The organism is Nocardia spumae, from assembly GCF_020733635.1.
Lineage (GTDB): Bacteria > Actinomycetota > Actinomycetes > Mycobacteriales > Mycobacteriaceae > Nocardia > Nocardia spumae.
This window is the reverse complement of sequence record NZ_JAJFZL010000001.1, coordinates 244793-270372: the sequence shown is the minus strand read 5'-3', so window position 1 is coordinate 270372 and position 25580 is coordinate 244793. Positions and strand designations below refer to the sequence as shown.

The following is a 25580-nucleotide window of genomic DNA, read 5'->3' as shown; positions in this document are numbered from 1 at the left end:
CTGATTTACACTCGATCGCGTGGCGACCTCCTCCGCGTCCGCACCGGTCCCGATCGGCGGCCGGCAGGCGCGATGGCAGCCGCACAACGATCGGCGTCGGGAGCTGATCGTGTCGGCGCTGATCGAACTGCTCGAGGAGTCCGCTTCCGGTGCCGAGGTGTCCATGCAGCAGATCGCGAATCGGTCCGGGCTGGCGAAATCCGTGGTGTATCGACAGTTCTCGGGTCGTGATGAGCTCGATCGGCGGGCCCGGAGCACGATCAGTGAGCAATTCGTCGACACCATCGACGCCGCCCTGGACGTCTGGGACGGCTCGATTCATCAGATCCTGCGCCGCACCGTCGCCGCGGTGGCGGACTGGATCACCGAACACGGCCGGCTCTACGACTTCGTCCGCGGCGGCCCGGCCGTCGGCGATCCCGACGATGTGGATGCGCTGAGCAGCGTCAAGGCCACCATCGCGGCCCGGACCCGGGCACTGGTCACCGGCCTGGCCGGGGTCGTGGGAGTGGTCGACGAAGCGGCGGCCGACACCATGACCTTCGCGATCGTGTCGATGACCGAGGCGACGGTGAGTCGCTGGGCCCGGGATCCGCGGCCGCTGCTGAACCGCGACCACCTGATAGCCGAGGTCGCGGGCTACGCCTGGAGTGTGCTCGATGGCGCGGCCCGCGTCCACGACCTGACGCTGGATCCGGAACTTCCGCTGATCGAGTTGATCGATCTGCTCGCGGGTGATCGTCCGGTCGACGATCAGGCCGCGAGCCAGCCCACCAGCGGTCCGACGATCGGCAGCTGAGCCACCGCGGCGGCCGGCCGTCGGCGCTCGGGTTCGCCCCGGTACCGCGAGTGTTCCCCGTCCACGTGGAGCAGCGACCACAGCATGCGCGTCACCGGATTCATCAGGCCCAACTCATCGGCCAGTTTCCGCATATCGCCGAAGTAGCCCGACAGGATCCGGCGCGAATGCGGTGAATTCCAGAAGGCCTCGTCGATGACTTCGCGCGGAATGTCGAATTCCCGTGCGAACGAGGCCGGGGGAGCCATGATCTGGCCGGCCAGCCAGCGCATGGTGATCGGAAACGCCAACCCGCACACGGCCGTTCCGACCGGGCCCATCCGCTCGATATGCGCCTTCAGGAATTCTCCGGCGAAGGAGATGTGGCGCGCCTCCTCGGCGATATGGATCTGCATGGTGCGCAGCACCGCCGGCGGCATCGTCGCACCCTCGCGGATCACGGCCTTCTGATAGTGGTCGATCGGTTCCTCACCGCCGAGGATGCCGATGAACAGAATGGTGTGCGCGTATCCGCCGAGCACTCCGATCAGTGGCGATGTCGCCCGGAACAGCGGCCGCATGCCGGGGACGTCCACGCCGATCCGGTTGATCAGTTCCTGGAACATCTGGATGTGGTTGCACTCTTCGGTCATCTCGTGCAGGCAGTACCGGAATTCCGGAGCTCCGTTGGGGAGCTTCATGATGTACTGCATCATTCCGCGGATCAGGATGCTCTCGAAGGCGGCGCCCACCTTGATCACGTTGGCGATACGCCATTTCCCGATCTCGATCCGACGATCCAGCGGCAGCGACCGATACCACTCGGTTCCACCGAGCGGATCGAGTTCCGGTGAGAGCACCCATCTCGGATCGTCGGGATCGATCGCCAGTTCCGGTGAATCCCAATCGATATCGAGATAGGGATCGAAATTGCGGTGGACCGACCCCTCCGACAGGATCGCCAGCGTTTCCCGGTACTCCGGGCCGAACGGATCGGTGCGATCCGATTGCGACAGCGTCATCGATGTCTCCTTGCTCTGCGGAACACCCGTTCCCGGCCGGGCCCGACAGCTGGGCTCGGCGGGTACCTCCTCGGTGACCGGCACCACAGTGGGTGATGACCTCCAGAATATATGGGACTCGCGGTCTCAGACAATCCCCTCGGCGCCGGAGATTCGCCGGGCGGCCGTCGGACGACACCCGGCCGCACCCCGATTTCCCGCGCCGACCTGGGCAAGTGCCGCCCCGCCGCATTGACACCACCTGGCCCCGGTGAGAATGTGGGGGACCCAGTCAACTCGCAAGTCCGCACGGCGCAAGGGGGATCCAGGATGGCGTTGGTCGCCGGCGGTGTGTTCATCGACTGGGAACAGCTGACCGGGCAGTCCAAACTCGTCGTGGATCTGATCACCTTCCCGATCTTCAGCGCGCTGGCCGGCTGGCTCACCAACTGGACCGGCGTGCTGATGCTGTTCTGGCCGTTGCAATTTCGCGGCGTACGCATTCCCGGTCTGCAGGTGCTCTATCCGTACTTCCCGCGCCGCGTCCAGGTGTTGCCCACCTTCTCCGGTGACGGCAAGCGGCTCGGCTTCCAGGGATTCATCCCGGCGCGCGCGGAGAAGATGGCCAGCATTTGCGTGGATATGGCGATCATGCGGATCGGCAGCCCGCGCGATTTCATCCACGAACTCGATCTGGAGGGAATCGCCGATTACATCGCCGACCGTGCGCACGAACAACTGCAGCAGATCGTCGACGATGTGATGTACCGGGAGAATCCGGAACTCTGGCGGGCCGTACCGCGCCCGGCGAAGCAGATTCTCTATCAGCGCATCGACCGGGAACTGCCCAAATTGTGCCGTCGCGGATTCGAACAACTCGGCGACAATGTCGACCAACTGATCGATATCAAGAGTTTCGTGATCCGCTATCTGCAGGCCAATCCCGAGATCCTCAAGGACCTGACCACCACGATCGCCGCGCCCGAGCTGCGGTTCATGGTGCGCATCGGCCTGCTGGGCGCACCGTTCGGCCTGTTGCTGGCCCTGTATATGCATGTGCACGACGACATTCCGGTGATCGGCTGGATCCCGGGATGGCTGGTGGTCCTGGCCGCGGCCGCGATGATCGGCGTCCTGGTGAACATGATCGCGATCAAGATGGTGTTCGAGCCCGGCGATCCACAGCCTCGCTACAAATATCTGTGGCGCCAGGCCCTGCTGGCCAAACGGCAGCCGCAGGCCGCCACCGATCTGGCCCACATCCTGGCCTACCAGGTGCTCACGCTGCCGAATCTGTCGGCGGAACTGCTCGACGGCCCCAATGGTGACAAAACTCGCCAGTTGGTGGAACATCTGATCGCCGATGAGATCCGCACCCAGCTGGGGCCGACCCGCTCGGTGGTGCGCGCGGCGTTCGGGGCACGCCAGTTCGACAATTTGCAGGTGGGCGCGGCCGGCGCCGCGGTGAGCCTGGCGCCGAGTCTGGTCGAGGACGAGGCCTTCGCCCTGGATCAGGCCCGCAAGATCGACGAGTTCGCCGCCCGCAAACTGAAGCAGCTCACGCCGGGTGAATTCATGGAGATGTTCTACGCATCGGTCGAACAGGACGCCTGGCTGCTGTATCTGCACGGCGCCGCGCTGGGACTGGTGGTAGGCGGGATCCATTTGCTGATCTTCGGCTGGTGAGAAATACAAGCACGCGTGCTTGCATTTTTTTCCACCCGTTGCCATGCTGTCGTCATGGCTGATCTGGAGGCGTTGCTCGGCGATTTCGAGGCCGAATGCGTGGATCTCGACCACCTGGTGGCTCCGCTGAGCCCGGCCGACTGGGCCCGGCCGACGCCGGCGGCGGGCTGGACCATCGCCCATCAGATCGCCCATCTGACCTGGACGGACGAGGTATCGACGATCGCGGCCACCGATGCCGGCGCCTTCGCCGAACTACTCCGCGAAGCCGCCGCGAAGATCGCGACCTTCGTCGACGACGCCGCCGCCGATATGGCCACCACGCCGCCGCCGGACCTGCTGGAACGGTGGCGCCGCGGCCGCCGGGGTCTCGCGGATGCCTTGCGAGCGGTTCCGGCCGGTACGAAACTGCCGTGGTTCGGACCACCGATGAGCCCGATGTCCATGGTCAGCGCCCGGCTGATGGAGACCTGGGCGCACGGCCAGGATGTGGCCGACGCGCTCGGCGCGGCCCGGACACCGACCGCGCGCCTGCGCAATATCGCCCATATCGGGGTGCGTACGCGCGATTTCGCGTACACCGTGCACGGTCGGCCGATACCGGCGGAGGCGTTCCGGGTCGAATTGACCGCCCCGGACGGCTCCCTGTGGAGCTGGGGGCCGGAGGAGGCCGGACAGCGGGTCACCGGATCCGCGGTGGATTTCTGCCTGCTGGTCACCCAACGTCGCCATCGTGACGATCTACCGCTCCATACCACCGGGAAGGATGCGGCCGAGTGGCTGACGATCGCCCAGGCGTTCGCCGGCCCGCCGGGAACAGGACGCGCGGTAGGGCAGTTCGCCTGAAACCGGATCGAATAAAGCGGGCGAGCGCCGCTCAGGGTGCGCCGTGCTTATGGCCGACCGGACGCCGTTGGCCGGAGGTCTTCGAGATCGCAGCTCGAAGCTGACGCTCGCCAGCGCCCGTTGATTACCCCTTCCACCCGGGGACAAACCCCGCTCGACGATCACCGCTGCTCGGACACCGCTGTGATCTTTACCGCACGGCATCGGCGTGGCGCGGCGCCGGCCAGTAACCTGGACGCACGTACGACTTTCAACGGTGCGGGTCGGCAACGAGGGGAACAGGGGAGAGGGAAGGACGCACCGATATGCCTCAGCAGTCCGCGCAGTCCCGGTCCACCGGACAAATTCTGCAACACACCGCCGTCGTGCTCGCCGGTATGGCGAGTATCGGCCTGACCGTCGCCGCCGGGACGTATATCGTCAATCAGATCGGCGAGACCCATCGCCCGGGCGTGATCAGCGCGCCCGAAGGCGCGAATGTCCCTGCGCCCGAACCTGATCGAGCCGAATCACCGGCGCCGACCACCACACCCGTCATCGGAACCTGGGGCCTGGCCGCCGATTCGCGGCCACTACAGGTCGTCGTCGCCGGGCCGGTGGCGGTGCCGTATCGGGTCGACACCGGCCCCGTCGTGCCTCCGACGTCGGCTACCGCGACCATGGCCGGCACCCATCCGGGCGGCGTCGGGGGCCGCCTGAATCTGACCGACGACACCTACGTCGGCGCGAATCTGGCCAGTTCACAACGCAATTCGCTGACGGTCACGCTGGATACCAATCTGCCCGCGGCACTGAGCACCACCGATACGCCGGAGGTCGAACCTCCCGGGGATTCGAGCTCGGTCACCGAATTCCGGACCGATGTCGATGTGCACCGAGGCGAGTTCAGCCTCGCGATGAGCGATCCGGTACTGGGGCGTCACGATATGCAGGTGCAACGGCACGCCCGCCCGGCGCCGATTCCGGTCGATCGACCGCAGCGGATCGCGCCGGAGGACGCCGCCGCACCGGTCGGTCACGCGGTCGTCGCCGGCGAGAGCGTCGCATCGGCGGATTCGGATACCGCATCGGCATAGCCGCACGACATCACACGGCCGGGTACCTACGGGTGCCCGGCCGTTGCCATCTCCGCTCCCGTCGAGCACACCCGAAACGTACTGGTCGTCTGCCGCATTCGCCCTTGTCAGCGGTTATTCGCCACCGCCGGCGCGGGCCACACGTTAATCCTCGGTAATCGTTTAATAAAGAGGATTTCTGTAGTACTTTTGTGGCAGTCGGGGCAACAGGGAGGGCCTATGGGCCACATCAGGTACGCGAGTGACGTCGGGGCTCCCGTGGAAGTCGCATTCACCTACGCCGACAACCATCTGTTCGTACCGGATTGGATGTTCGGTATCACGGCATTCGAACCCATCGGCGAGGCCGGCCACGGCCCGGGTGCGCTCTATGCCGCAACCCTTCGACTCGGACTGTGGCGCCCCACGGTCGAGTGTGAAATCACCGAATACCGCCGCAACGCGGTCATCGGATACACCCTGCGCAGGCGCCGGCCGGGGAAGGCGGCGCCTGCGCAGACCACCGCTTCCGATCCGGTAGGAGAAGCGGTCCCGCCGCAGGTCCCGGTGCTCGCCACGCTGACCCTGAGGTTCGATCCGCTCGGCTACGGACGCGCGGTCCTGACCTCGGAGGCCGACTATCCACCCCTGCACGGATGGCTGGCCCGACCTGCCGCGAAAGCGGTCGATGTGCTCGCCCAGGCGGCGGTCCGCCGCAGCGAGGCGCAATTGCGCAGGGAGATAGAGGAATTCCACGGCACGGATCTTGTCGGGCGGATTGCGTAGGGTACCGGTCATGATCATCGTGAGCACCGACGGATCCTGCCTGCGTAACCCCGGCGGCGCCATCGGCTGGGCGTGGGTCGATCATCAGGGCGGTTCGGCGAGTGCCGGTGCCGCTTCGGGCACCAATCAGGTCGCGGAGCTACGCGCCGTACTGGAAGCCATCCGGTCCCATCCGGGGCCGGAACCATTGTTCATCGAAAGTGATTCGCTGTACGCGATCAAATGCGCCTCCGAGTGGCTACCCGGCTGGCGGCGCAACGGTTGGCGCACCGCGACCGGCAGCCCGGTGAAGAACGTGGAACTGGTCCGCTGGATCGATCACGCGATCTCGACTCGTCCCGGGCCGGTGCGATTTCGCTGGGTCCGCGGACACGTCGGCAACTACTTCAACGAGCAGGCCGACCAACTCGCCGGTGCCGCGGCGCGCGCCGCGGCCGCGGCACCCGATCCGGCACCGAACGGCGTCGACGATCTACCCCCGCTACCGGCCGGCGCACCAGCGCTCGCGCCCCCGGCGCCTGCCGACACCATGACCGATTCCGCGGTGACCACACCGATCACGGTGGTCACCCCGGAGAAATCCGGCCCCCGCGCGAAGCGGGCCCGGGCGAGCGCCGACACCACGGACGCGCTCACTCTGTTCTGACCGGGCGACAGGCCAACCGAATGCTTCCGGCGGTGGTGGGTCGGCCCACCGCCGGAGGCGCCCGGTGCACTGCGAGCGCTGACGCTCGGCGACCGATCACGTGTGAGCGACGTAGTAACTGTTCATCGGATCACCGTCCACGTGATGCACCCGCACATCGGTGAATCCGGCATCGGCCAGCATCGACAACGCCCGTTGTTCGCCCCATACCGTGCCGAGACCGTCACCGCCCTGGCTCAGCGACACCGACATGCAGTGCATGGTCGATACCGCGTAGAGGAACGGACCCAGCGGCAGATCCAGGTTCTCTTCCAGTTTGCTGGAAGCGTGGATGTCGACCATCAGGAAGGTGCCCCCCGGGCGGAGCGCCTCGGCGATATTGCTCAGCACCCGAGCCGGATGTGCCTGATCGTGGATGGCGTCGAATACCGTGATCAGATCGTAGGTCTGCGGCCGGTGCAGTTCGGCGATATCCTGCACCTCGAAATTGGCGTTCGGCAGATCCAGTGCCGCGGCCTCGGCGCGCGCGGAGTCGATCGCCTCGGCGGTGAAGTCGTAGCCGGTGACCGTACTGGCCGGAAATGCGCGCGCCATCAGGTTCACCGCATGTCCGCGACCGCAACCGAGATCGGCCACGTCGATGCCGTCGCGCAACCGCTGCGACAGCCCCGGCGCGAGAGGCAGGATCACATCGATCAAGGCCGCGTCGAACACCGCGGCGCTCTCTTCGGCCATCAACGCGTGGAATCGGCCGTAATCGGCGTACGACAGGCCCCCGCCGGCCCGGAATCGCTCCACTACTTTCGGCTCCACCTCGCCCATCAAGCCGATGAACTGCATCACCCGTGCCAGATTGTCCGGACCGGCCGCCCGGGTGAGGCAGGCGGCATGCTCCGGCGGCAGGCGATAGCTGGCATGCTGCGGGTCGTAGGTGACGATCGCGGCGGTGGTCATCCCACCCAGCCATTCCCGGACATACCGCTCATCCAGGTCGGTAGCCGACGCGAGCTGCTCGCTGGTCGCTGCGGGCATCCCGGCCAGCGCATCGAACAGTCCGGTCTGATGGCCCATGCTGATCATGACCGCGGTACTGGCACGATCCAGTGTTTCCACCATCTCCCCGGCGAAGGCTTCGACGGCAGCCGGGTCGGGTTCGGATAGTCGGAGTGATTCCGAGGGTTGGAACGGTGCGGACATGACAGGTCTCCGGGACAGGCCCGCGACCCTGCATCGCAGGCTCTGTCCGGGGATCTTACGCGCCTGCGCTGCGCGGTCACCAGCGTGACCGCTGGACTCGACCTGCGCTTCGGCCCGCGGCGGAAAACCGTCGCGGGCCGAACAGTGCTGTGCGATAAGGGGATTCAGTTACCGGGCTGCGGAGCCGGCGCGGGCTGCTGATCGCCCCCGTTGGCCTGCGGACTGGTACCCGGCGCGGCCTGCGGCGTACCCGCTCCCGGCGCCGCGCCCATACCCTTGGCCACCGGCGAATCGAACTTGGCGACCAGCCACTTACCGTCGTGCTTCTCCATCTGGGCGACGCCCGGGATGGTCAGCTTGTCCGGCTGCGGCACCGCCTGGTTCGTCTGCTCCTGGGTGATCACCAGGACGACGTTGGCCTGGCTGTCGTTCCCGGACTCCCACGCGCAGTGGATCTCGTCCAACTTCGACTTGGCCTGGACGCTCACCATGGCCTTCTTCAGCGTGTCGGACGCGTCGCCGAAGAATTTGCCCCATTCACCGGTCGACTTGTCGTTGACGCTCTTGAAGTAGGCGTCGAGATCCTTCGAGTCGTAGCTGGCCACGGCCTTGCCGAAATCGCAGGCCGCCCGGGTGGAGTCGTCGCGAGCCGCGAGCTGATCCTCGCGATCGTCGGCTTTCATCCAGAAGACCACCACCGCGGTGACCGCCGCGACCAGTACGACACCGGCCGCGAAGGCCGAGACGATGGGCACCCACGGAGTGCTCTTGCCGGGCGGCGGTGGCGCGGCGGGCGCTTCGGCCCGCTTCGCCGCCGGAGCCGCGGCGGCGGCCGGGAGCTTCACCGTCGCGTCCGCGGCGGCCTTGTCGTTGGCGGAAGCGCTCTCAACCGACGAGTCCGATTCGAACTTGACCGTTGCGTCCGCGGCGGTGCTGTCTTGCGTCGTATCGACCCTCTCGGTCGATTCGGCATCCTTGTTCGCCTTGTCCTTGGCGGTGTCGTCATCGGACATGAATCGATCTATCACCTTCCCGGCATGGCCTGACCACGCCGTTTGTTTCGGGCCACTCTACTCATCGCACCGGGGGCGGCGTCCGATCGTTCGGATCGGCGCCGGACGGCATCTGAGCTCCGTTGTTCGGAACATCCGGCCGAGGTGCGTTCGCCGACCCACGGATCTGCTGGTCCGGCGGCGGGTTCGTGCAGTAGTTCCACTTCGGTACCGTCCCGTCCGTCACGACATACGGCGCGATCGGCGCATGCGAGTACTGGCAGAACGGGCGCGGCCAGATATCGAGGATCGTATAGAACTCCCCGTCGTGCGCGGGCACGCCCATGGCGGAACTACCGACTACCAGCGACGGGAACAGGGCCCGCAGAGCCGGCAGCCGCAACTGTGCGGCCCGGGTGATGGCCACGAAGTTGTTGGCCAGGCTGGTGATCGGATCGGCGGTCTTGTCCAGCGTCGCGCCCAGGGACTGCATCTGGGCCGGCGCCTGATCCAGCACCTTGCGCAACTCGTCGTTGGCGTTGTTGAACTGAATGAACAACGTCGACGAATTGTGAGTGAGGGTGCTGAGATCGGGCTGGGCGTTGGACGTGGTCGACGCGATCGTGCGCAGATTCTTCAGCAGATTGGTGGTCTGCGGCAGCAGACTGTCCAGACCGGCCGTCACCAGGCTCAGCGCATCGATCATGTTGCGCAGCTGATCCGGGCCTCCGCTCAAGGCGGTGTCCATCTCGGTGAGGATGGTGCTGAACCGATCGGGATCGATCTGATCGAAGAAGCCGCTGGCGTTCACCAGCACCTCCGACACCGGAGTCGGCGTCTGCACCTTCTGCGGATCGAACTGGATCACCGAGCCGTCCTTCAGGAACGGTCCCTGATCGGTGTCGGGCTGGAAGTCCACGTACTGCTCACCGGCCGCCGACAGCGCGTGCACCACGACCTGGGTCGCGACCGGAATCTTGTAGCGGGTGTCGATCTGGGCCTCGGCCGCGATCGAGGAACCCCGTCCGGCCAGCTTGATGGAATTCACCTTGCCGACGCGGAATCCGCGCAACGTGACATCGTTACCCGGCTGCAGGCCACCGGAGCGGTCCAGCGACACGGTGACGGTGTAGGTGCTGCGCAGCGGATTGATCCGCATGACGCTGATCGCCAGGTAACTCGCACCGATGACGAAGATCGCCACCAGACCGATCGCGGAGAGCAGTAGTTTGTGACGCAGTAGCCAACTCATCGGTGGCCCCCTGTCACTCGGCCGTAGACGATCTGCAGCACCTGGATCAAACTGCCCGCCATATCCTGCAGATCCCGCAGATCCCAGACCTTGCTGTGCGGCGGGTCGGTCAGCGCACCGACGTCCAGCTGGGTCAGGGTGGCCGCCACGGCGAGCGTATTGCCCTTGAACGACGCATCGACCTTGGGCCGGATTTCGTGCAGCGCGTCCAGAGCCGGTCCGAGAGTGTTACTGGTCTGCGCCAGCGCGGCCATGAGCTTGTGCACGTTGTCCAGCAGTCCGGCCAGCTGATCGTGGCTGGTGTCGGCGTAGTCCCCGAGTGCGGCGCTGGTCGTCGAGATCTTGCCGAGCAGATCACCGATCTGCTTGTTGTTCTCGGCGATGGCGCCGATCATCTGCGGCAGCGTGTCGGCGACCTGTCCCAGCTGGTTGTGATTGGCCTCGATGGTGTTGGCCAGTGCGTCGAATCCGTTGAGCACACCGTCGATTCGATCGCTGTTGGCGTGCAGGGTGGTGGTCACGCTCGTCATCTGCTTGATCAGGCTGGCGAGCTGATCGGGCCGGCCACCGACCACCGAATCGAGTTCCGAGGCCAGCTTGGTCAGCGCCGCGACACCGCCGCCGTTGAACAGCATCGAGACCGAGAGCAGCAGCTCCTCGACCGTGGCACCGGCGGAGGTGTGGTCGATACCGATGGTGTCGCCGTTCTTCAACGTCGCCGCACCGCCATCGGATTTCGGCCTCGACAGGGCGACGAACACATCGCCGAGTGGCGTGGCCTGCCGCAGTTCCGCGGTGGAATCGGTGGACAGGGCGATGTCCTTGCGGACCGACATGTCGACGATGGCCTGGAAGTTCTTGGTCTCGATGTGGGTGACCACCCCGACGTCGGAACCACCGATCTTCACCTTGGCCTGATCGGGCAGGTTGAGCGCATTGGAGAACACCGCGTGCAAGGTGTAGGTCTCCCCGGACTGTCCTGGTTTGGGCAGCGGCAGACTTTCCACCGTCAACCCGCAGCCGGAGGCCGCGAGCATCGTCGCCGACACCCCCATCGCCACGGACGTGCGCCGCAGGCGCTTCATTCCCATCATTTCGTCAGTCCCAACAGTGCGGCGGTCAACCCGAGGTCGGGCCCGAAGTCCTCGATCTTGCCGGTCCGGCAGCCGTCGGACTTCATCTGGATTCGTTCACAGAACAAGCTGACGATCTCACCGGAGAGGATGGTGCCGAGCACGGCGTGCAGGCGGACGAATCCACCGTTGCGATTCATCGACCGGTCCAGGTTCTGCAGCAGCAGCGGCGCCACGTCCACCGTCTCCACCACACCGGCGGCGTTCTGGCGCAGCTGGTCGGTGACCGCGGTGAGCCCGGTCAGGCTCTCCGACAACTGATTCTGATACTGACTGAACACTCCGCTGGTGTTGGCCAGGAAGTCGTTGAGCTGGTCCAGCGTGCCTTGCAGACCCGGCGCCTGCTCGGCCAGCAGCGACGACATCTGGGTGACCTTGTTGCTGAAGTCGCGCACCGACTGATCGTTGTCGGCCAGCATCGAGGTCAGCTCGTTGAGCTTGATGATGATGGTCGAGATCGCGTCCTTGTTGTCGACACCGACCTTCAGTGCGCCCGACAGCGCGTTGAGGGTGTCACGGATCTTCTCGCCCTGGCCGTTGACCATGTCGTAGAGCACCGTGCCCGACAGCGGCCCCTCGGTCTGGCCGGGCGCCGGCTTCAGCGCGGCGGTGAACTGGTCGATGGTCTTGATCATCGTGTCCAGTTCGACCGGGGTCCGGGTCTGCTGCACGGTCAGATGGGTGTTGTCCGGCAGCTTCGGGCCGCCGGTGTAGCGCGGGGTGAGCTCGATGTGGCGGTCCGTCACGATCGACGGCGAAATGATCGCCGCCATGACATTTTTCGGAATGTCGACATCGTGGTTCACGGTCATGTGAACCTCGACGTACTCGCCCTTGGGGATGATCTTGTCTACCTTGCCCACATCGAGGCCGAGCACCGTGATCGGATTCCCCTCGAAAATACCGGCGATATTGCGGAAGTCGGCAGTGATATGGGTGGACCCGCCCACCGCGTTCTGCACCGAACCACAGCTGCCGGCCACCAGCACGGCCGCGCCGATGGCCACCACCTTGGTGGCACGCGAGAGCCGGAGCCGGCCGAACGAACCTCGGATCGATGGTTTGGTCAGTTTCATCCCTGGCACCCCTCGATCACTCGGGCGAAGCACAACCAGTTGTCGGGGAACAGCCACGGCACGCCGACCTCACCATAGGGGCCGTTGCCGAACACATTGTTGAACTGCCGCAACGACACCGGCATGATCTGCAGCAGCCGGTCCAGGTTGTCCTTGTTCTTCTGCAGGCCCTGGGCCATCGTGTTGAGCTGTTCGATGGTCGGGCCCAGCTGATTGTTGTTCTCCGCGCCGATCTGCTGCAGCTGCTTGGTCAACGTCGCGACATTGTTGAGCAGCTGGGTGATCAGGGTCTGGCGTTCCATGACCCGGGAGGCGATCGCCTCACCCTGGGTGATCACCAGCAGCAGGCTGTTGCGGTTGTCGCCCAGGATGGTGGTGACCCGGTCGAGATCCTTCAGCAGTCCGTCGACCTGATCGCGGCGATCGTTGATGGTCTTGGCCAGCGCGCCGACACTGTCGAGGGCCTGGGCCGTCAGCTGCGGCGAACCGTCGATCTGATCACCGAGGACCTTCAGTGATTCGGAGAGCTTCTCGGTATCCAGGGCCTCGAACTTCGGGGTGCCGATCTGCACCACATCCGCCAGGTCGTAGGGGACCTTGGTGTTGGACTTGTGAATTCGGCTGCCGGGCAGGCCCTTACCGTTGCCCGGGTCGAGATCGACATACCGGGCGCCGAGCAGGGTCGCCATCTTGATCGAGGCGCGGGCGTCCGGGCCCAGCTTCACATCGTTGTTGACGTGCAGCGTGACCAGCACGTGATCGCCCTCGAGCTTCGCCCCGGACACGGTCCCGACCGGCACGCCGGCGACATTGACCTTGTCTCCGGACTTCACCCCGGCGGTCTGCACGAACTCCGCCTGCACATCGCGGGTGCCGACGCCCAGTTTCTTGTAGCTGCTGGAGACCACCAGCAGCACCACGATCAGCAGGGCGCCGATGACACCGAGCCAGAAGAAACGATTGCCCTGGAACCGATTCCGGATCCGTGTACCGAACTTCGTCATGGGCGGCACACCGCCGAATGTCCGGGTCCACCGATCTGGCTGAGCAGACCGCGCGGCAACAGCACTCCGTACAGCGAGATGTCCAGGCTGCACAGGTAGGCATTGGCGTAGGCGCCGTCGGAGGTGAACTTACCGACGTCGGCCAGGATGCCCGGCAGATCGACCGCGGCCTGATCCAGTTTTGCGCCGTCGTTGATCAGCAGGGTCAGCGCATCGGTGGTGGAGTTCTGCGCGGCGGCGATCTTCGGCTGCACCTGTTCGACCATATTCACCAGGGAGGTGGTGGCATTCGCGATCTGGACGGTCGACGCCTGCAGTGACTGGCCTTGGTCGTACAGGCCGCCGATCAGCGACCGAGTCTGAGTCACCAGAGTCTCCAATTCATCACCTCGTTTCGCCAGTCCCGCCATCACGGCCGACAGGTTGGTGATCACATCGGACAGGATCACGTCGCGTCGCTGGAAATCACCGGCCAGGGCGGCGGCCTGGGTGATGAACGAGCTGAGCGATACGCCGTCACCCTGCAGTGCCTGGATGAACGTGTTGGACAGGGTGTTGACCTGTTCCGGTTGCAGGGTTTCGAACAGCGGCGCGAATCCGTTGAGCAGACCCGAGATATCGAACGACGGCTCGGTCCGGTCCACCGGAATGGTGCTGCCGCTGTGCAGCGCCGAATTGTCACCCTTGTTGCCCGGGGCCAGCGCGACATAGCGCTGACCGATCAGATTCTGGTACCGGACAAGGGCTTTGGTGTTGCCGTACAGCGTCTGGTTGCGCTGCACGATGAACGACACCTTCGCGCTGTGCTGGCCCTCGAGCTGAATATCGGTGACCTTGCCGACGCGCACGCCGGCCATGCGGACATCGTCGCCGGCCCGCAGGCCCAGGACATCGGTGAAGACCGCCGAATAGCTGTTGGTGGAGCCGTTCACCGTGCGCGCCAAGGTATTCCAGATGACCACGGTCACCAGCACCGAGACGATGGCGAAGACACCGAAGCCGATCAGCGGTTTGCGAATACTCATCAGGCGGTACCGCTCTCGGACACTTGCAAGGTTCCACCCCTCAGGATCGAGCTCATCAGCAGGTATTCGGCGGAGTTGGGTTCCCGGCCGAGGATCTGGGCCATCGCGTCCCGGCCGGTGTAGTAGGCGACCGGGCCGGCGTGCGGCTTGGACGGATCCGCCGCGGGGGCGGCGGCGGGAGCCGGCTGTGGCGGCTGCGCCGGCGGCACGGGTGCGCCCGGCAGACCCGGCAGCTGCGGGAACAGACCCTCCAGCGGAGTCCCGGCGAACGGGTTCCCCGGCTTGGGCGCCTGCTCGGGCGCGGCCGTCTGCGCGGTGTCACCGGTGGTGACGCCCGGAATCGCGGGCAGGCCGGGCATCGGCGGCAACTTCGGCAGTCCCTGTGCCGAGTCCAGGGTGCGGGGCTTGAGCGCCGGGGTCGGCGCACCGAGATCCGCGACCTCCGGTGCGGTCACACAGCTCGGTGCGGCGAGGTCGCCGTAGTGCGGGCAGTCGGACCGGTCGTAGGGCTTGTACGGGGTGAAGGTCAGACCCGCATTCCAGATCATCTGCTGCTGCGGGCCCCAGTGGAAGGTGGTGCTCAGCGCGCGAACCGAGCTGTTCAGGTTCGCGATGGCCTGCGGGATCGCGGACGGATCCTCGGCCAGCGCACCGAACATATCGCCGGTACCCGAGGTCAGCTGCTTGCCGACATCGGGGTTGCGGGCGAACAGTCCGTTGACCTTGTCGACGGTCGCGGAGGTGCCGGTGATCAAGCCGGTCAGTTCACTGCGCTTGTCGGCGATGGTCTGGGCGGTCTTCACCGATTCCGACAGCGTCTGCATCAGATCGGGCGCCGACTGGTTGAGGGCGTGCATCGACGAGGACAGATCGTCCAACGTGCCTTGGGGATCCGGAACCGCGCCGCGGACCTGGGTGAACCAGTTGTCCAGCCGTTCCACGGTGGAACCGGGGACGCGGCTTCCGGGTTCGAGTGCGTAGGACAGGGTGCTCAGCACCCGGCCCAGCTGCATCGGGTCGATCTTGTCGAGGATCGTGCGGACCGTGGTCAGCGTGTCCTGCAGCGCGATGGTGCCTTGGCTGCGGTCCTCGGGAATCTCCGAACCCTCCTTCAACGCGACGTTGTCGGGACCGTTGTAGACCAGTTCCACGGAGGTGACGGCGAACAGGTTGCTCGGCACGACGCGGGCGGTGACATTGGCCGGGATATCGGAGATGTAGTCCGGCTTCATATCGATATGGACCTGCTGCAGCTGGCCCTTGTCGGCGACGGAGACATCCTTGACCTCGCCGACCAGGACACCGCGGAACTTGACGTCGGCGTTGGGTGGCAGTCCATCGCCGGTGGTGGTCAGATTCGCGGTGACGCCGACCTTCGGATTCAGGATGTAGCCCTTGTACCTGGCCATGAGGAAGGTCAGGGCGAGCGCGAAGACGATGAGCCCGCAGGCACCGGCGATGAGCAACTGCTTCATCGTCGGTCCGCGGCCACTCGGATCGATGATCATGCCCCGCCCCCTATCCCGAAATCCTGATGCCGGGGTTGACGCCCCAGACCGCCAGTGTGATGAACAGGTCGGCGAAGACGACCGCGATGATGCAGAGCTTGATCGCGCGGCCGGCGGCGACACCGACGCCCTCGGGGCCACCGGAGGCGAAGAAGCCGTAGTAGCACTGGATGAAGGTCGTGATCGCCACGAAGAGAATGGCTTTCAGCAGCGACCACAGCACGTCGTGCGGTACCAGGAATTGGTAGAAGTAGTGCTGGAAGGTGCCCGAGGCGGTGCCGCCGATCAGCCCGACGGTGATCGAGCAGGACAGGTAGGCCACCGGCAGGGCCAGGCAGTACAGCGGCACGATCGCGATCATCGCCGCGATCATGCGGGTGCTGACCAGATAGGGGAGCGGCCGGATCGCCTGCGATTCCAGCGCGTCGATCTCCTCGGCGATCCGCATCGAACCCAGCTGGGCCGTGAATCGACATCCCGCCTGGGTGGCGAAGGCCACCGTGGCCAGCATCGGGCCGAGCTCACGAGTCGTGGCGAAGGCCGACACGGCACCGGTCAGCGGACTCAAACCCAGCAGGTTCAGCGAGGTGTAGCCCTGGATGGCGACGGTCATACCGCCGAAGGCGCTCAGGATCAGCACGACGCCGATGGTGCCGCCACCGACGATGAGACTGCCGTTACCCCAGGTGACATCGGAGAGCAGGCGCCAGACTTCCTTCGGATAGTGCTTGAGCGCCAGCGGCATCGAGCCGATCGACCGCAGAAAGAAGAAGACCTGATGGCCGACCCGTGCGAGCCAGTCCCGCGGGGCGCCGGCGGAACTGCGGATCCGCTTCAGTGGCCGCAGTAGCGGCGGAACATATGTTGACGACACCGGCTCAAACCATCTGTGGGGGGAACAGGGCGTTGTAGATCTGCGTGATGATCAGATTCGTGCCGAACAGCATCAGCGCGGACAGCACCACCGCGGTGTTGACCGAGTTGGCGACACCGCCCGGGCCACCACGGGTGTTCAGCCCGGAATCACACGCGATGATCGCCGCCAGCAAACCGAAGATCAGCGACTTGATGAGCGCCACCAGCAAATCGGTGGTCACCGCGAAGGAGGCGAAGGTTCCGATATAGGAGCCGGGGGTGCCGTTCTGAGCGAAGATGTTGAAGATGTAGCCGGTCAGGAAGCCGACGAACACGACGAATCCACACAGCAGCACCGACACGAGCATGGCCGCGCCGAGCCGGGGCGCGACCAGCCGGCGCATCGGATCGACACCCATGACCTTCATCGCGTCGATCTCCTCGCGAATGGTGCGGGAGCCGAGGTCGGCGCAGATCGCCGAGCCGACGGCGCCGGCGATCATCAGCGAGGTGACCAGCGGGGCGCCCTGCTGAATGATGCCCAGACCGTTGGCCGCACCGATGAACGAGGTGGCGCCGACCTGCTGGGCTACCGATCCGACCTGAATGGATACGATGACGCCGATCGGAATTGCGACGAGCAGAGTGGGCGCGGCGGCCACGCTGGCCATGAATGCGCATTGCCGTACGAATTCACCGAAGGGGAAGCGCCTGCGGAAGATCGCGACAAACAGTTCGGCGACCGCCGAGACGCCCATCGTGATCTGTCGCCCGAAGGTCTCGAGCGATCGCTTGGGGTGATCCTGCCAGTACGCCTTCGTCCAGTCCGCCGCGGCATTCATTCTCGATGGTGAGCTAATTGCCCCCGACCCGTCCGGACCGTTGGTGACTTGCACTGGCTACCCCTCTCGACGCCGGTTACCCGCCCCGACGACTGTTTCGCTTGAGGCACCTTACTACGGAGTTAGGAAAAACACACCACAATGTGTGGCTGTGGTCATAGACCCAGATCACGTCGGTTGTGGAGCTGTGATCGGCGGCACTCGACTGGTATAGGTCACAAAGAACAGGGCGAAATTCTAGAACAGGTTCTAGTTTGTTGATCGAATGTCCAACTCGAGATCCAATACCTGTTTTCTCGGATTGAAATTCTCGTTATTAAGATTTGCCCTCGAATACCGACAAAGCCTATAGCGAGTAGCCACGAAACCGTGGATGGCAGGAGCCGGTGTCGTATCGCGGCCGTTCGAGCGCGTCGCCTCGCGACCTTGGCATCGATCCAGCAAACTGCTGCGACGTACCGGGCGCGTTCCGGCCCGATTACTGCAAGGATGTAGTACGACAAGGCTGATATCGTGCGGGCTTCCGACCTCTGGAGGGAAATGTTCAACACACTCGTCAGGGCGGCTCATGCCGCCTTCGCCGTAGCCCTGGGCGCAGCGCTGCTCGGGACTGGCGCGGGGGTCGCACAGGCCGATCCCGGTCCGGTCATCGGTGGCGGTTCCGGGATCATCATCGACCAGCAATTCGAATGCACCGTGACGACCATCGGTCACGACGCCGGCGGCCGGCTGGTCGGCCTGACCGCGGGCCACTGCGGCGAGGCGGGTTCCGAGGTCTGGTCCGAGCAGGATCGCGGCGCCGGTGTGATCGGACATTTCGTCTATTCCAACCACGACCTCGACTACGCGGTCATCCAGTTCGATCCGGGCCGGGTCACTCCGGTCAACCGCATCGGCAATGTGACGATCACCGGAGTCGGCGCGCCCGCGCAGTTCCCCAACATCGTCTGTAAGGAAGGACGCACCACCGGCAACACCTGCGGGCTGGCATGGGGCGACGTCTTCCAGACAGATGAGACCTGGACCCAGATGTGTGTCGTCGAGGGCGACTCCGGTGCGCCGGTCGTGATCGGATCGACCCTGGTCGGAATGGTCAACGCCTATCTGGCCGTGGCCTGCTTCGGTCCCGAGGTCGGCACCAACATGACGGCGATCACCAACGATATGAACGTCCGCGGTGGCGCCGGGGCGGGATTCGCCCCGATCTGATCGGCTGCGAGCGAGCTCGCGAAAACCCTTGCGATGGGCGGCGATTCGAGTACCGAACTCGAGTCGCCGCCCGTTTTCGTTATCCGCCCCGGGCTCGGTGGTCCGGCGCGGATGGGGCTGCCCGCCGCCCCGTGCGGTTAGGGTGAGGTCTGCCGGCCCGAAAGGAGCGTTCCATGAAGGTGATGACCGCGATCCTGAGCTCGGTCGTCGCAGCCGGGGCCGTGACATGCTGCTTCGGCACTGCTTCGGCAACCACCGTGCACTGCGCCGCCGACAGCAACCGTGACATCACAATTCTGGCCGGGACCACGGCATGCCGGGCGGCCGGTGATGATTCCGGCCACGCCGGATCGGCCGGGATAGATGGTGTCGGCTACGCCAAGGCAACAGCGGGGGCCATGGCCCTCGGTATGGGTACCGCCGGCGGGATCGGCGCCAGCGAAGGAGCGGCCGGACTCCCGGTCGCCGTCGGTATGGGGCCGGATGCCTTCGCCTTCACCTCGATCGCCCCGGATCCGGTTCCCGGCCGTATCGGCGTCTCGCTCGCGATGAACGGTTCGCAGGCGCAGGTGATCTCGGATCGGCGCACCACGATCTGCCTGGGGGCGGCGGCGCTGGCCTGGGATTCGCGCACCGGCGCGGCCTGCCTGGCGACTCCGTTCGGCCTGTGGCGGATCCCACCCACGCCTTGACGTCCTACGCTGACGTGGTCAGTTTCGACGCCGCGACCATGCGGCGGTAGGAGGTCGACAAGGTGGATTCGGCACCACGTTCCGAGCGGGCCGCCGAGGCGGATGCGGCGCAGATCGGTCCCGACGACACACCACAGATGATCATCGATCCGCGGTTCGTGCCGGTCGTGCACCGTTTCTTCCGGATGTTCCCGCGGCCCAACCGCGGTGGCGGCGCCTTCGCGGTCTTCCTGCACGGACGGCCCGTGGTCGATGTGTGGGCCGGATGGTCGGCCCCGGATCAGCGCTGGGGCTACGACACCGTGGCGCTGAGTTTCTCCACCGGTAAGGGCGTCGCGACGACGGTCCTGCATCGCGTCGCCGAGCGCGGGCTCATCGATTACGACGCACCGGTGGCCGCGTACTGGCCGGAATTCGGGGCCAACGGCAAACAGGACATCACCGTGCGGGAGGTGCTGTCGCACCGGGCCGGCCTGCACAAGGTCCGGGGCCTGGCCGAGACTCCGGACGGCATCCTCGACTACGACGCGATGATCGCCGCACTGGCCGCCGCCGAACCGGACCCGCGGCGACTGCAGTCATCGGGGTATCACGCGGTCACCTTCGGCTGGCTGGTCGCCGAAATCGTGCAGCGTGCGACCGGTACGGCGTTCACCGACGCGGTCCGGCAGGAGATCGCCGAACCCCTGCGAACCGCCGAATTCTGGTTCCGCGTGCCCGCGGCCGAACGGCACCGGATCGCCCGCACCTTCCCGCGGCTGAAGATCCCCGGCATGCGCTGGGACACCGCCTCGAAGGTGATCGCGCGCAGCCGCGCGGTGGGCGCGATCGCCGAGGCCGGGATGCCCGCCGGATTCGATGCGCTGATCGGCGATCCACGGGTGCACGACGCGGTGATGCCCGGCTTCAACGGGGTGTTCTCCGCACGCGCCCTGGCCCGGATGTACGGTGCGCTCGCCAACGACGGCCGGGTGTGGTTGCCGGACGGGACCTGGAGCGATCCACTGCTGCGGCCGGAGACCATCGCGACCGTCAACCAGGTACAACGCTCCGAACATCGCGATTATGTGATCGGCGTGCCGGTGCCGTTCACTCTCGGATATCACCGGCCCCCGATCGCCTCGCGGCGCCCGCTGCGTCGGGCATTCGGACATTACGGGGTCGGCGGTTCCGGCGCGTTCGCCGATCCGGAAACGGGAATGTCGGTCGCCTTCGTGACCAACCGGCTGGGGAATTCGCTGAACACCATCGGTGACGGCCGCTTGGCCCGATTGGCCGCCGACGCGCGGGCAGCCCTCGGCTGAGGGACGCGACGCCGGCCGAATCGACCGGCCACCGAATCGAACCGGCTGTCGAGTTGTCTCGTATCCCTGGGTATGGGCCCAGCGACAGCTTCCAGCGAATCGGTCGTGCCCCGGCCGCCGCGGTGGGTGACCGCCCATGCGGCGGCGGCCGGAATGGATTTCGACCGTTACTTTCGAATGCGCCGCGCACGCGACGGAGATCCGTTCACGGTCCGGTTTCCGGGATTCGGTTCGATATTGTTCACCGGGACTCCGGCCGGGGCAAAGGAATTATTTCGGGCACCGATCGAAATATTGCATCCGCCGCGACCGAATCCGATTGAACCGCTTATCGGTTCGGCCTCATTGATACTCGCTCGTGATCAACGACATCGCGGGGATCGCATCCTTTTGACGCCTGCATTTCATCGCGCCCGAATTGCGCAGTACGGCACGGTAATTCAGGACAGCACCCGAGATGAGCTCAGCGGCGCCGGAATCGGGCCGCCGTGGCGGCCGGGAACCACGATCGATGCGCGGGTGGCGGCGCGCGCACTGACCCTGCGGGTGATCCTCACGCTGATCTTCGGTGTGGACGATCCGGTCCGGCGGCGCGTCTACACTGCCGCGGTCGGCGATTTCCTCACCGCCTTCACCGGGCCGCTCATGCTCGTTCCGGCCTTGCGGCACAGCGCATTCGGATTCTCGCCCTGGGATCGGTTCGTCCGCGCCCGGGCCCGGGTGGACAGGTTGCTGGATACCGATATCGCGGCCCGGCGCGCGACCGGCGAAACCGGTGACGGCGCCCTGGGCGTACTGCTGAGCGCCCGCTACGACGACGGCAGCGGCGTCTGCGACGCCGATCTGCGAGAGCAGCTGCGCACCCTGCTTGTGGCCGGTCACGAAACGACGGCGACCAGCCTGGTGTGGGCGCTGTTCCAGCTGCACCGGGAACCCACCGTCCTGGAGCGACTGCGCTCGGAGCTGGACGCCGCCGGCGATATCGAACCCGAGGAACTGGCCCGGTTGCCCTACCTGGATGCCGTCTGCCAGGAAACACTGCGACTGCATCCGCCGGTACCGATCGTGCTGCGCCGGCTGACCGGGCCCTACACACTGTGCGGGGTCGACCTGGTCGCGGGCGACACCATGGGAATCGTGCTGCCACTGCTGCACTCCGATCCCGATTGCTGGGAGGAGCCGGAGCGGTTCCGGCCACAGCGGTTCCTCGATCGTCGGTACGGACCGTTCGAATTCGCGCCCTACGGTGGCGGGCATCGGCGTTGCCTCGGTGCCACTCTCGCCGACTTCGAATTGCGGATCGCCCTGGCGACGGTGCTGACCCGGGTCGAGTTGTCGCTGCCACCGCGCTATCGTGATGGCCGAATCCCGCGCTCGGTGCCACACAACATCGCTACCGGGCCGCATCGCGGAATCCGTTTCGCAGTAGAGGGAATCCGCCACCATTGAAGTGATTTGCCTCACAAGAGGGTTTGCTGAGTATCGAGAGCGCTCAGCCGAACCGGCCGTGGTCACTCATCCGACTCGCCGATCCGAACGGCGCTTTCGCCCCATCACTACGGCGTGGCGAATCAGCGGTGACACAGCACACTCCCCGTCCGAGTAGTTCATAACTGCCGGAACGCAATTGGCCGATGTCGGTGGGAGATGTAGTAATGGATGCCGGGCCGGGGCCTGAGAGACCATTCGCGCACACGCGCGCGATTTTTTCTGCGCGCTGTGATTGCGCGATCGGAGTTTGGAGAGGACGAAACGGCTGTGCGCACCACCCCTTGCCGGAAGCCCGTTCGGGACAAGACCAGCCTGTCCAAGCGGACCGGTCTGCTCACCCTCGCGGTGACTTCACTCGCGGTGACCGCCGCCGGCGCCATCACGATGGCGCCCGCCTCGGCGTCGCCGCTGTGGCCCGGGGGCCCCGATGTCCCCGGCGCCCCCGCCGTCGTCCAGTCTCCACAGCCGGAGCCGGGCGCCTCGCCGCTGCAGAACCCGCCGCCGCTGCCGCAGGCCAACTTCGCGCCGCCCAGCGTCAGCCCGGGTGACGGCGACGTGGTCGGCGTGGCTCAGCCGATCATCATCAACTTCAAGGATCCGGTGGGCGATCACGCCGCGGCCGAGAAGTCCATCCGGATCACCTCCAGCAACGCCACCCGCGGCCACTTCTACTGGCGCGGGGACAAGCAGGTGCGCTGGCGGCCGGAGGAGTTCTGGCCCGCCAACTCCGACATCACGGTCGAGGCCGGCGGCACCAAGGTCGCGTACAAGGTGGGCGACGCGGTCGTCACCACCGCCGACGACGCCACCCACACCATCACCATCACCCGCAACGGCGAGGTCATCAAGACCATGCCGACCTCGATGGGCAAGAAGGACCACGAAACCCCCAACGGCACGTACTACGTCGGGGAGAAGAATCGGAAGATGATCATGGACTCCTCCACCTACGGAGTTCCGGTCACCGATCCGCAGGGCTACAAGCTCGAGGTCGAGTACGCCACTCGCCTGTCCAACAGCGGCATCTTCGTCCACGCCGCGCCATGGTCGGTCGCTCAGCAGGGCGTATCGGACTCCAGCCACGGCTGCCTGAACGTCAGCACCGAGGACGCGCAGTGGTTCTTCGACAATGCCCAGAAGGGTGACCCGGTGGTCGTCACCAACTCCACCGGAAACCTCAGCGCCAACGACGGTATGGGCGACTGGAGCTAGAAGCGCCGGCTGCTCCGCCTCTTGCGCGGGCGGTATGGGTGCCGTTGACAGGTGTGCGTCCGTAGTGACGTCGAGGCCGAACCAATGCCATAGGATTCGGCCATGACCGGGGTGTCCGAGGATGGTGCGCGCCGGGATGTCAGGGGTTCGGCATCGGGGATTCGCCGGGCGTTCACGCGGAGCGGGCAGGATACGGCGGTGCGTAGCCGGCCGGAGCGGGTGCTGCCTCAGAATCGGGGGCGCGGGTCGCGGCGGCGGCCATGGGGGGATTACGGCCTGTTCTGCGTGCTCGTCGTCCCGAATCTGGTGCTGCTCGGGCTGTTCGTCTATCGGCCGCTGGTGGACAATATCCGGCTGTCGTTCACCGACTGGAATCTCGCCGAACCACTGGCGCATTTCATCGGCACCCGCAACTATCGCGAATGGTGGGGCCGCGACGACACCTGGCAGATCGTCGGGAACACCGTCGTCTTCACCGTCTTCGCGGTCGGTGGCAGTATGGCGCTCGGACTGGCGCTGGCCCTGCTGCTGGATCGGAAGCTGTTCGGCCGCAATGTGGTTCGGTCGGTGATCTTCGCTCCCTTCGTCATCTCGGGGGCCGCGGTCGGCGTGGCTTTCCAGTTCATCTTCGATCCCGGCTTCGGGTTGGTGCAGGATCTGCTGCACCGCATCGGCATCCAGAACGTCCCGGATTTCTACCAGGATCCGCACTGGGCGCTGTTCATGGTGACGATCACCTACATCTGGAAGAACCTCGGCTACACCTTCGTCATCTATCTGGCCGCACTGCAGGGAGTGCAACGCGAACTCCTGGAGGCCGCGGCCATCGACGGCGCCGGACGCTGGACCACCTTCAGCCGGGTGTTGCTCCCGCAGTTGCGGCCCACCACCTTCTTCCTATCGATCACCGTCATGCTCAACTCACTGCAGGTCTTCGACATCATCAACGTGATGACCCGCGGCGGACCGCTCGGCACCGGCACGACAACGATGGTCTACCAGGTCTACGACGAGACCTTCCGCAACTTCCGCGCCGGCTACGGGGCGACGGTGGCCAGCATCATGTTCGTGGTACTGCTGGTGATCACGCTCGTCCAGGTGCGCGTGATGGATCGAGACGAACGATGAACCCTGCCTATCGCCGACGTCGTCTGCTCGCAACGGTTTTCGGATATGCGGCGATGGTCTGCGTCCTGATCCTGGTGGGGGTGCCGCTGTACTGGATCCTGATCACCTCGTTCAAGGCCCGGCCCGACATCTACACCCAGCCGGCGGTGTGGTGGCCGCACAGCTGGCATCCGGAGAACTACCGCGAAGCGACGACCACACTGCCGTTCTGGACCTTCCTGCGCAATTCGCTGATCGTGACCACGGTCGTGGCGGCGGTGAAGTTCGCACTCGGGATCTTCAGCGCCTACGGGCTGGTCTTCCTGCGATTCCCCGGAAAGACCGTGATCTTCCTGGTGATCATCGCCGCGCTGATGGTCCCCAACCAGATCACGGTGATCTCCAACTATGCTTTGATCGCGCAGATCGGATGGCGAAACTCCCTGCAGGGCATCATTATTCCGCTGTGCGGGGTCGCGTTCGGCACTTTCCTGATGCGGAATCACTTTCTGTCGCTGCCGGTGTCGGTGATCGAGGCCGCGCGCATCGACGGCGCCAACTGGTGGCAACTACTGGTGCGGGTGGTCCTGCCGATGTCGGGACCCACGATGGTGGCCTTCGCGGTGGTCACTCTGGTCAACGAGTGGAACGAATACCTGTGGCCGTTCCTGATGGCCGATGATTCGTCGGTCGCGACCCTTCCGGTCGGTCTGACGTTGTTGCAGAACACCGAGAATCCCAGCGTCACCAACTGGGGGCCGGTGATGGCCGGAACCCTGCTGACCATGCTGCCGATCCTCGTGGTGTTCGTCGTACTGCAACGCCACATGATCAAGGGCCTGACCACCGGCGCCGTCAAGGGCTGACCCACGAGGAGAATGCC

General features: G+C 65.6%; 24 protein-coding genes. 13 read left to right on the top strand and 11 right to left on the bottom strand.

Annotation, left to right across the window (positions count from 1 at the left end):
- Positions 1-19 precede the first annotated feature (19 nt).
- Positions 20-799: a TetR/AcrR family transcriptional regulator gene (locus LKD76_RS01200; RefSeq protein ID WP_227979052.1), complete on the top strand. Its 780-nt coding sequence runs from the start codon at positions 20-22 to the stop codon at positions 797-799.
- On the opposite strand, the gene LKD76_RS01195 is transcribed toward LKD76_RS01200, so the two are convergent.
- Positions 754-1800, bottom strand: coding sequence for an AurF N-oxygenase family protein (locus LKD76_RS01195; RefSeq protein ID WP_227979051.1), 1047 nt, complete (start codon positions 1798-1800; stop codon positions 754-756). The genes LKD76_RS01200 and LKD76_RS01195 overlap by 46 nt on opposite strands.
- A gap of 309 nt (positions 1801-2109) precedes the next feature.
- Between LKD76_RS01195 and LKD76_RS01190 the strand changes: the two genes are divergently transcribed.
- From LKD76_RS01190 to LKD76_RS01170, 5 genes are all read left to right on the top strand, one after another.
- Positions 2110-3465, top strand: coding sequence for a DUF445 domain-containing protein (locus tag LKD76_RS01190; protein WP_227979050.1), 1356 nt, complete (start codon positions 2110-2112; stop codon positions 3463-3465).
- Between the two features lie 54 nt (positions 3466-3519).
- Complete coding sequence (locus LKD76_RS01185) at positions 3520-4311, top strand: TIGR03084 family metal-binding protein (protein ID WP_227979049.1); 792 nt, start codon at positions 3520-3522, stop codon at positions 4309-4311.
- Positions 4312-4616: 305 nt separating this feature from the next.
- A complete protein-coding gene (locus tag LKD76_RS01180) occupies positions 4617-5387 on the top strand; it encodes a hypothetical protein (RefSeq protein ID WP_227979048.1) in 771 nt (256 codons plus the stop codon).
- A 219-nt stretch (positions 5388-5606) separates the two neighbouring features.
- Entirely contained in the window at positions 5607-6152 is a 546-nt protein-coding gene (locus tag LKD76_RS01175) for an SRPBCC family protein (protein ID WP_227979047.1), read from the top strand.
- A 10-nt stretch (positions 6153-6162) separates the two neighbouring features.
- Positions 6163-6798 carry a ribonuclease H family protein gene (locus LKD76_RS01170; protein WP_227979046.1) on the top strand — a complete coding sequence of 212 codons (636 nt, stop codon included), beginning with the start codon at positions 6163-6165 and terminating at the stop codon, positions 6796-6798.
- Positions 6799-6894: 96 nt separating this feature from the next.
- Here LKD76_RS01170 and LKD76_RS01165 read toward each other — a convergent pair whose 3' ends face one another.
- The 10 genes from LKD76_RS01165 to LKD76_RS01120 all read right to left on the bottom strand — a co-directional run bounded on the left by LKD76_RS01165 (position 6895) and on the right by LKD76_RS01120 (position 17682).
- Positions 6895-7995, bottom strand: coding sequence for a methyltransferase domain-containing protein (locus LKD76_RS01165; protein WP_372465684.1), 1101 nt, complete (start codon positions 7993-7995; stop codon positions 6895-6897).
- Between the two features lie 164 nt (positions 7996-8159).
- Positions 8160-9008, bottom strand: coding sequence for a hypothetical protein (locus LKD76_RS01160; RefSeq protein WP_227979045.1), 849 nt, complete (start codon positions 9006-9008; stop codon positions 8160-8162).
- A gap of 61 nt (positions 9009-9069) precedes the next feature.
- Positions 9070-10239: an MlaD family protein gene (locus LKD76_RS01155; protein WP_227979044.1), complete on the bottom strand. Its 1170-nt coding sequence runs from the start codon at positions 10237-10239 to the stop codon at positions 9070-9072.
- Entirely contained in the window at positions 10236-11324 is a 1089-nt protein-coding gene (locus LKD76_RS01150) for an MCE family protein (RefSeq protein ID WP_227979043.1), read from the bottom strand. The genes LKD76_RS01155 and LKD76_RS01150 overlap by 4 nt, the downstream gene beginning before the upstream one ends.
- A 5-nt stretch (positions 11325-11329) precedes the next feature.
- The gene (locus LKD76_RS01145) at positions 11330-12448 is read right to left on the bottom strand and encodes an MCE family protein (RefSeq protein ID WP_227979042.1); all 1119 of its coding nucleotides are present in this window, start codon (positions 12446-12448) and stop codon (positions 11330-11332) included.
- Complete coding sequence (locus LKD76_RS01140) at positions 12445-13452, bottom strand: MCE family protein (protein WP_227979041.1); 1008 nt, start codon at positions 13450-13452, stop codon at positions 12445-12447. The genes LKD76_RS01145 and LKD76_RS01140 overlap by 4 nt, the downstream gene beginning before the upstream one ends.
- Entirely contained in the window at positions 13449-14477 is a 1029-nt protein-coding gene (locus LKD76_RS01135; protein WP_227979040.1) for an MCE family protein, read from the bottom strand. Before LKD76_RS01135 ends, LKD76_RS01140 begins: the two co-directional genes overlap by 4 nt.
- A complete protein-coding gene (locus tag LKD76_RS01130) occupies positions 14477-15985 on the bottom strand; it encodes an MlaD family protein (protein WP_227979039.1) in 1509 nt (502 codons plus the stop codon). The genes LKD76_RS01135 and LKD76_RS01130 overlap by 1 nt, the downstream gene beginning before the upstream one ends.
- A gap of 10 nt (positions 15986-15995) precedes the next feature.
- Positions 15996-16859 carry an ABC transporter permease gene (locus LKD76_RS01125; protein ID WP_227979038.1) on the bottom strand — a complete coding sequence of 288 codons (864 nt, stop codon included), beginning with the start codon at positions 16857-16859 and terminating at the stop codon, positions 15996-15998.
- A gap of 4 nt (positions 16860-16863) precedes the next feature.
- Positions 16864-17682: an MlaE family ABC transporter permease gene (locus LKD76_RS01120; RefSeq protein WP_227979037.1), complete on the bottom strand. Its 819-nt coding sequence runs from the start codon at positions 17680-17682 to the stop codon at positions 16864-16866.
- A 540-nt stretch (positions 17683-18222) separates the two neighbouring features.
- On the opposite strand from LKD76_RS01120, the gene LKD76_RS01115 reads away from it, so the two are divergent.
- The 7 genes from LKD76_RS01115 to LKD76_RS01085 all read left to right on the top strand — a co-directional run bounded on the left by LKD76_RS01115 (position 18223) and on the right by LKD76_RS01085 (position 25563).
- Positions 18223-18891, top strand: a complete 669-nt coding sequence (locus tag LKD76_RS01115; protein WP_227979036.1) for a chymotrypsin family serine protease — start codon at positions 18223-18225, stop codon at positions 18889-18891.
- A gap of 173 nt (positions 18892-19064) precedes the next feature.
- The gene (locus LKD76_RS01110) at positions 19065-19583 is read left to right on the top strand and encodes a DUF6764 family protein (protein WP_227979035.1); all 519 of its coding nucleotides are present in this window, start codon (positions 19065-19067) and stop codon (positions 19581-19583) included.
- Between the two features lie 137 nt (positions 19584-19720).
- Positions 19721-20887, top strand: a complete 1167-nt coding sequence (locus LKD76_RS01105) for a serine hydrolase domain-containing protein (protein WP_227985042.1) — start codon at positions 19721-19723, stop codon at positions 20885-20887.
- A 72-nt stretch (positions 20888-20959) separates the two neighbouring features.
- The gene (locus LKD76_RS01100) at positions 20960-22336 is read left to right on the top strand and encodes a cytochrome P450 (protein WP_227979034.1); all 1377 of its coding nucleotides are present in this window, start codon (positions 20960-20962) and stop codon (positions 22334-22336) included.
- 426 nt (positions 22337-22762) lie between these two features.
- Entirely contained in the window at positions 22763-23590 is an 828-nt protein-coding gene (locus tag LKD76_RS01095; protein ID WP_372465961.1) for a L,D-transpeptidase, read from the top strand.
- A 198-nt stretch (positions 23591-23788) separates the two neighbouring features.
- Complete coding sequence (locus LKD76_RS01090) at positions 23789-24718, top strand: carbohydrate ABC transporter permease (protein ID WP_227979033.1); 930 nt, start codon at positions 23789-23791, stop codon at positions 24716-24718.
- Positions 24715-25563 (top strand): carbohydrate ABC transporter permease, encoded by an 849-nt coding sequence (locus LKD76_RS01085; RefSeq protein WP_227979032.1) that lies wholly within the window; start codon positions 24715-24717, stop codon positions 25561-25563. Before LKD76_RS01090 ends, LKD76_RS01085 begins: the two co-directional genes overlap by 4 nt.
- Positions 25564-25580 lie beyond the last annotated feature (17 nt).

What these genes read in the sequence shown, in the direction of transcription:
- LKD76_RS01160 (WP_227979045.1), bottom strand. Translation starts at nt 9,008, where the DNA reads ATGTCCGATGACGACACCGCCAAGGACAAGGCGAACAAGGATGCCGAA.
- LKD76_RS01135 (WP_227979040.1), bottom strand. Translation starts at nt 14,477, where the DNA reads ATGAGTATTCGCAAACCGCTGATCGGCTTCGGTGTCTTCGCCATCGTC.
- LKD76_RS01145 (WP_227979042.1), bottom strand. Translation starts at nt 12,448, where the DNA reads ATGAAACTGACCAAACCATCGATCCGAGGTTCGTTCGGCCGGCTCCGG.
- LKD76_RS01155 (WP_227979044.1), bottom strand. Translation starts at nt 10,239, where the DNA reads ATGAGTTGGCTACTGCGTCACAAACTACTGCTCTCCGCGATCGGTCTG.
- LKD76_RS01115 (WP_227979036.1), top strand. Translation starts at nt 18,223, where the DNA reads ATGTTCAACACACTCGTCAGGGCGGCTCATGCCGCCTTCGCCGTAGCC.
- LKD76_RS01180 (WP_227979048.1), top strand. Translation starts at nt 4,617, where the DNA reads ATGCCTCAGCAGTCCGCGCAGTCCCGGTCCACCGGACAAATTCTGCAA.
- LKD76_RS01105 (WP_227985042.1), top strand. Translation starts at nt 19,721, where the DNA reads ATGATCATCGATCCGCGGTTCGTGCCGGTCGTGCACCGTTTCTTCCGG.
- LKD76_RS01150 (WP_227979043.1), bottom strand. Translation starts at nt 11,324, where the DNA reads ATGAAGCGCCTGCGGCGCACGTCCGTGGCGATGGGGGTGTCGGCGACG.
- LKD76_RS01170 (WP_227979046.1), top strand. Translation starts at nt 6,163, where the DNA reads ATGATCATCGTGAGCACCGACGGATCCTGCCTGCGTAACCCCGGCGGC.
- LKD76_RS01175 (WP_227979047.1), top strand. Translation starts at nt 5,607, where the DNA reads ATGGGCCACATCAGGTACGCGAGTGACGTCGGGGCTCCCGTGGAAGTC.
- LKD76_RS01085 (WP_227979032.1), top strand. Translation starts at nt 24,715, where the DNA reads ATGAACCCTGCCTATCGCCGACGTCGTCTGCTCGCAACGGTTTTCGGA.
- LKD76_RS01095 (WP_372465961.1), top strand. Translation starts at nt 22,763, where the DNA reads ATGGCGCCCGCCTCGGCGTCGCCGCTGTGGCCCGGGGGCCCCGATGTC.
- LKD76_RS01190 (WP_227979050.1), top strand. Translation starts at nt 2,110, where the DNA reads ATGGCGTTGGTCGCCGGCGGTGTGTTCATCGACTGGGAACAGCTGACC.
- LKD76_RS01165 (WP_372465684.1), bottom strand. Translation starts at nt 7,995, where the DNA reads ATGTCCGCACCGTTCCAACCCTCGGAATCACTCCGACTATCCGAACCC.
- LKD76_RS01185 (WP_227979049.1), top strand. Translation starts at nt 3,520, where the DNA reads ATGGCTGATCTGGAGGCGTTGCTCGGCGATTTCGAGGCCGAATGCGTG.
- LKD76_RS01130 (WP_227979039.1), bottom strand. Translation starts at nt 15,985, where the DNA reads ATGATCATCGATCCGAGTGGCCGCGGACCGACGATGAAGCAGTTGCTC.
- LKD76_RS01120 (WP_227979037.1), bottom strand. Translation starts at nt 17,682, where the DNA reads ATGAATGCCGCGGCGGACTGGACGAAGGCGTACTGGCAGGATCACCCC.
- LKD76_RS01140 (WP_227979041.1), bottom strand. Translation starts at nt 13,452, where the DNA reads ATGACGAAGTTCGGTACACGGATCCGGAATCGGTTCCAGGGCAATCGT.
- LKD76_RS01100 (WP_227979034.1), top strand. Translation starts at nt 20,960, where the DNA reads ATGGGCCCAGCGACAGCTTCCAGCGAATCGGTCGTGCCCCGGCCGCCG.
- LKD76_RS01195 (WP_227979051.1), bottom strand. Translation starts at nt 1,800, where the DNA reads ATGACGCTGTCGCAATCGGATCGCACCGATCCGTTCGGCCCGGAGTAC.
- LKD76_RS01110 (WP_227979035.1), top strand. Translation starts at nt 19,065, where the DNA reads ATGAAGGTGATGACCGCGATCCTGAGCTCGGTCGTCGCAGCCGGGGCC.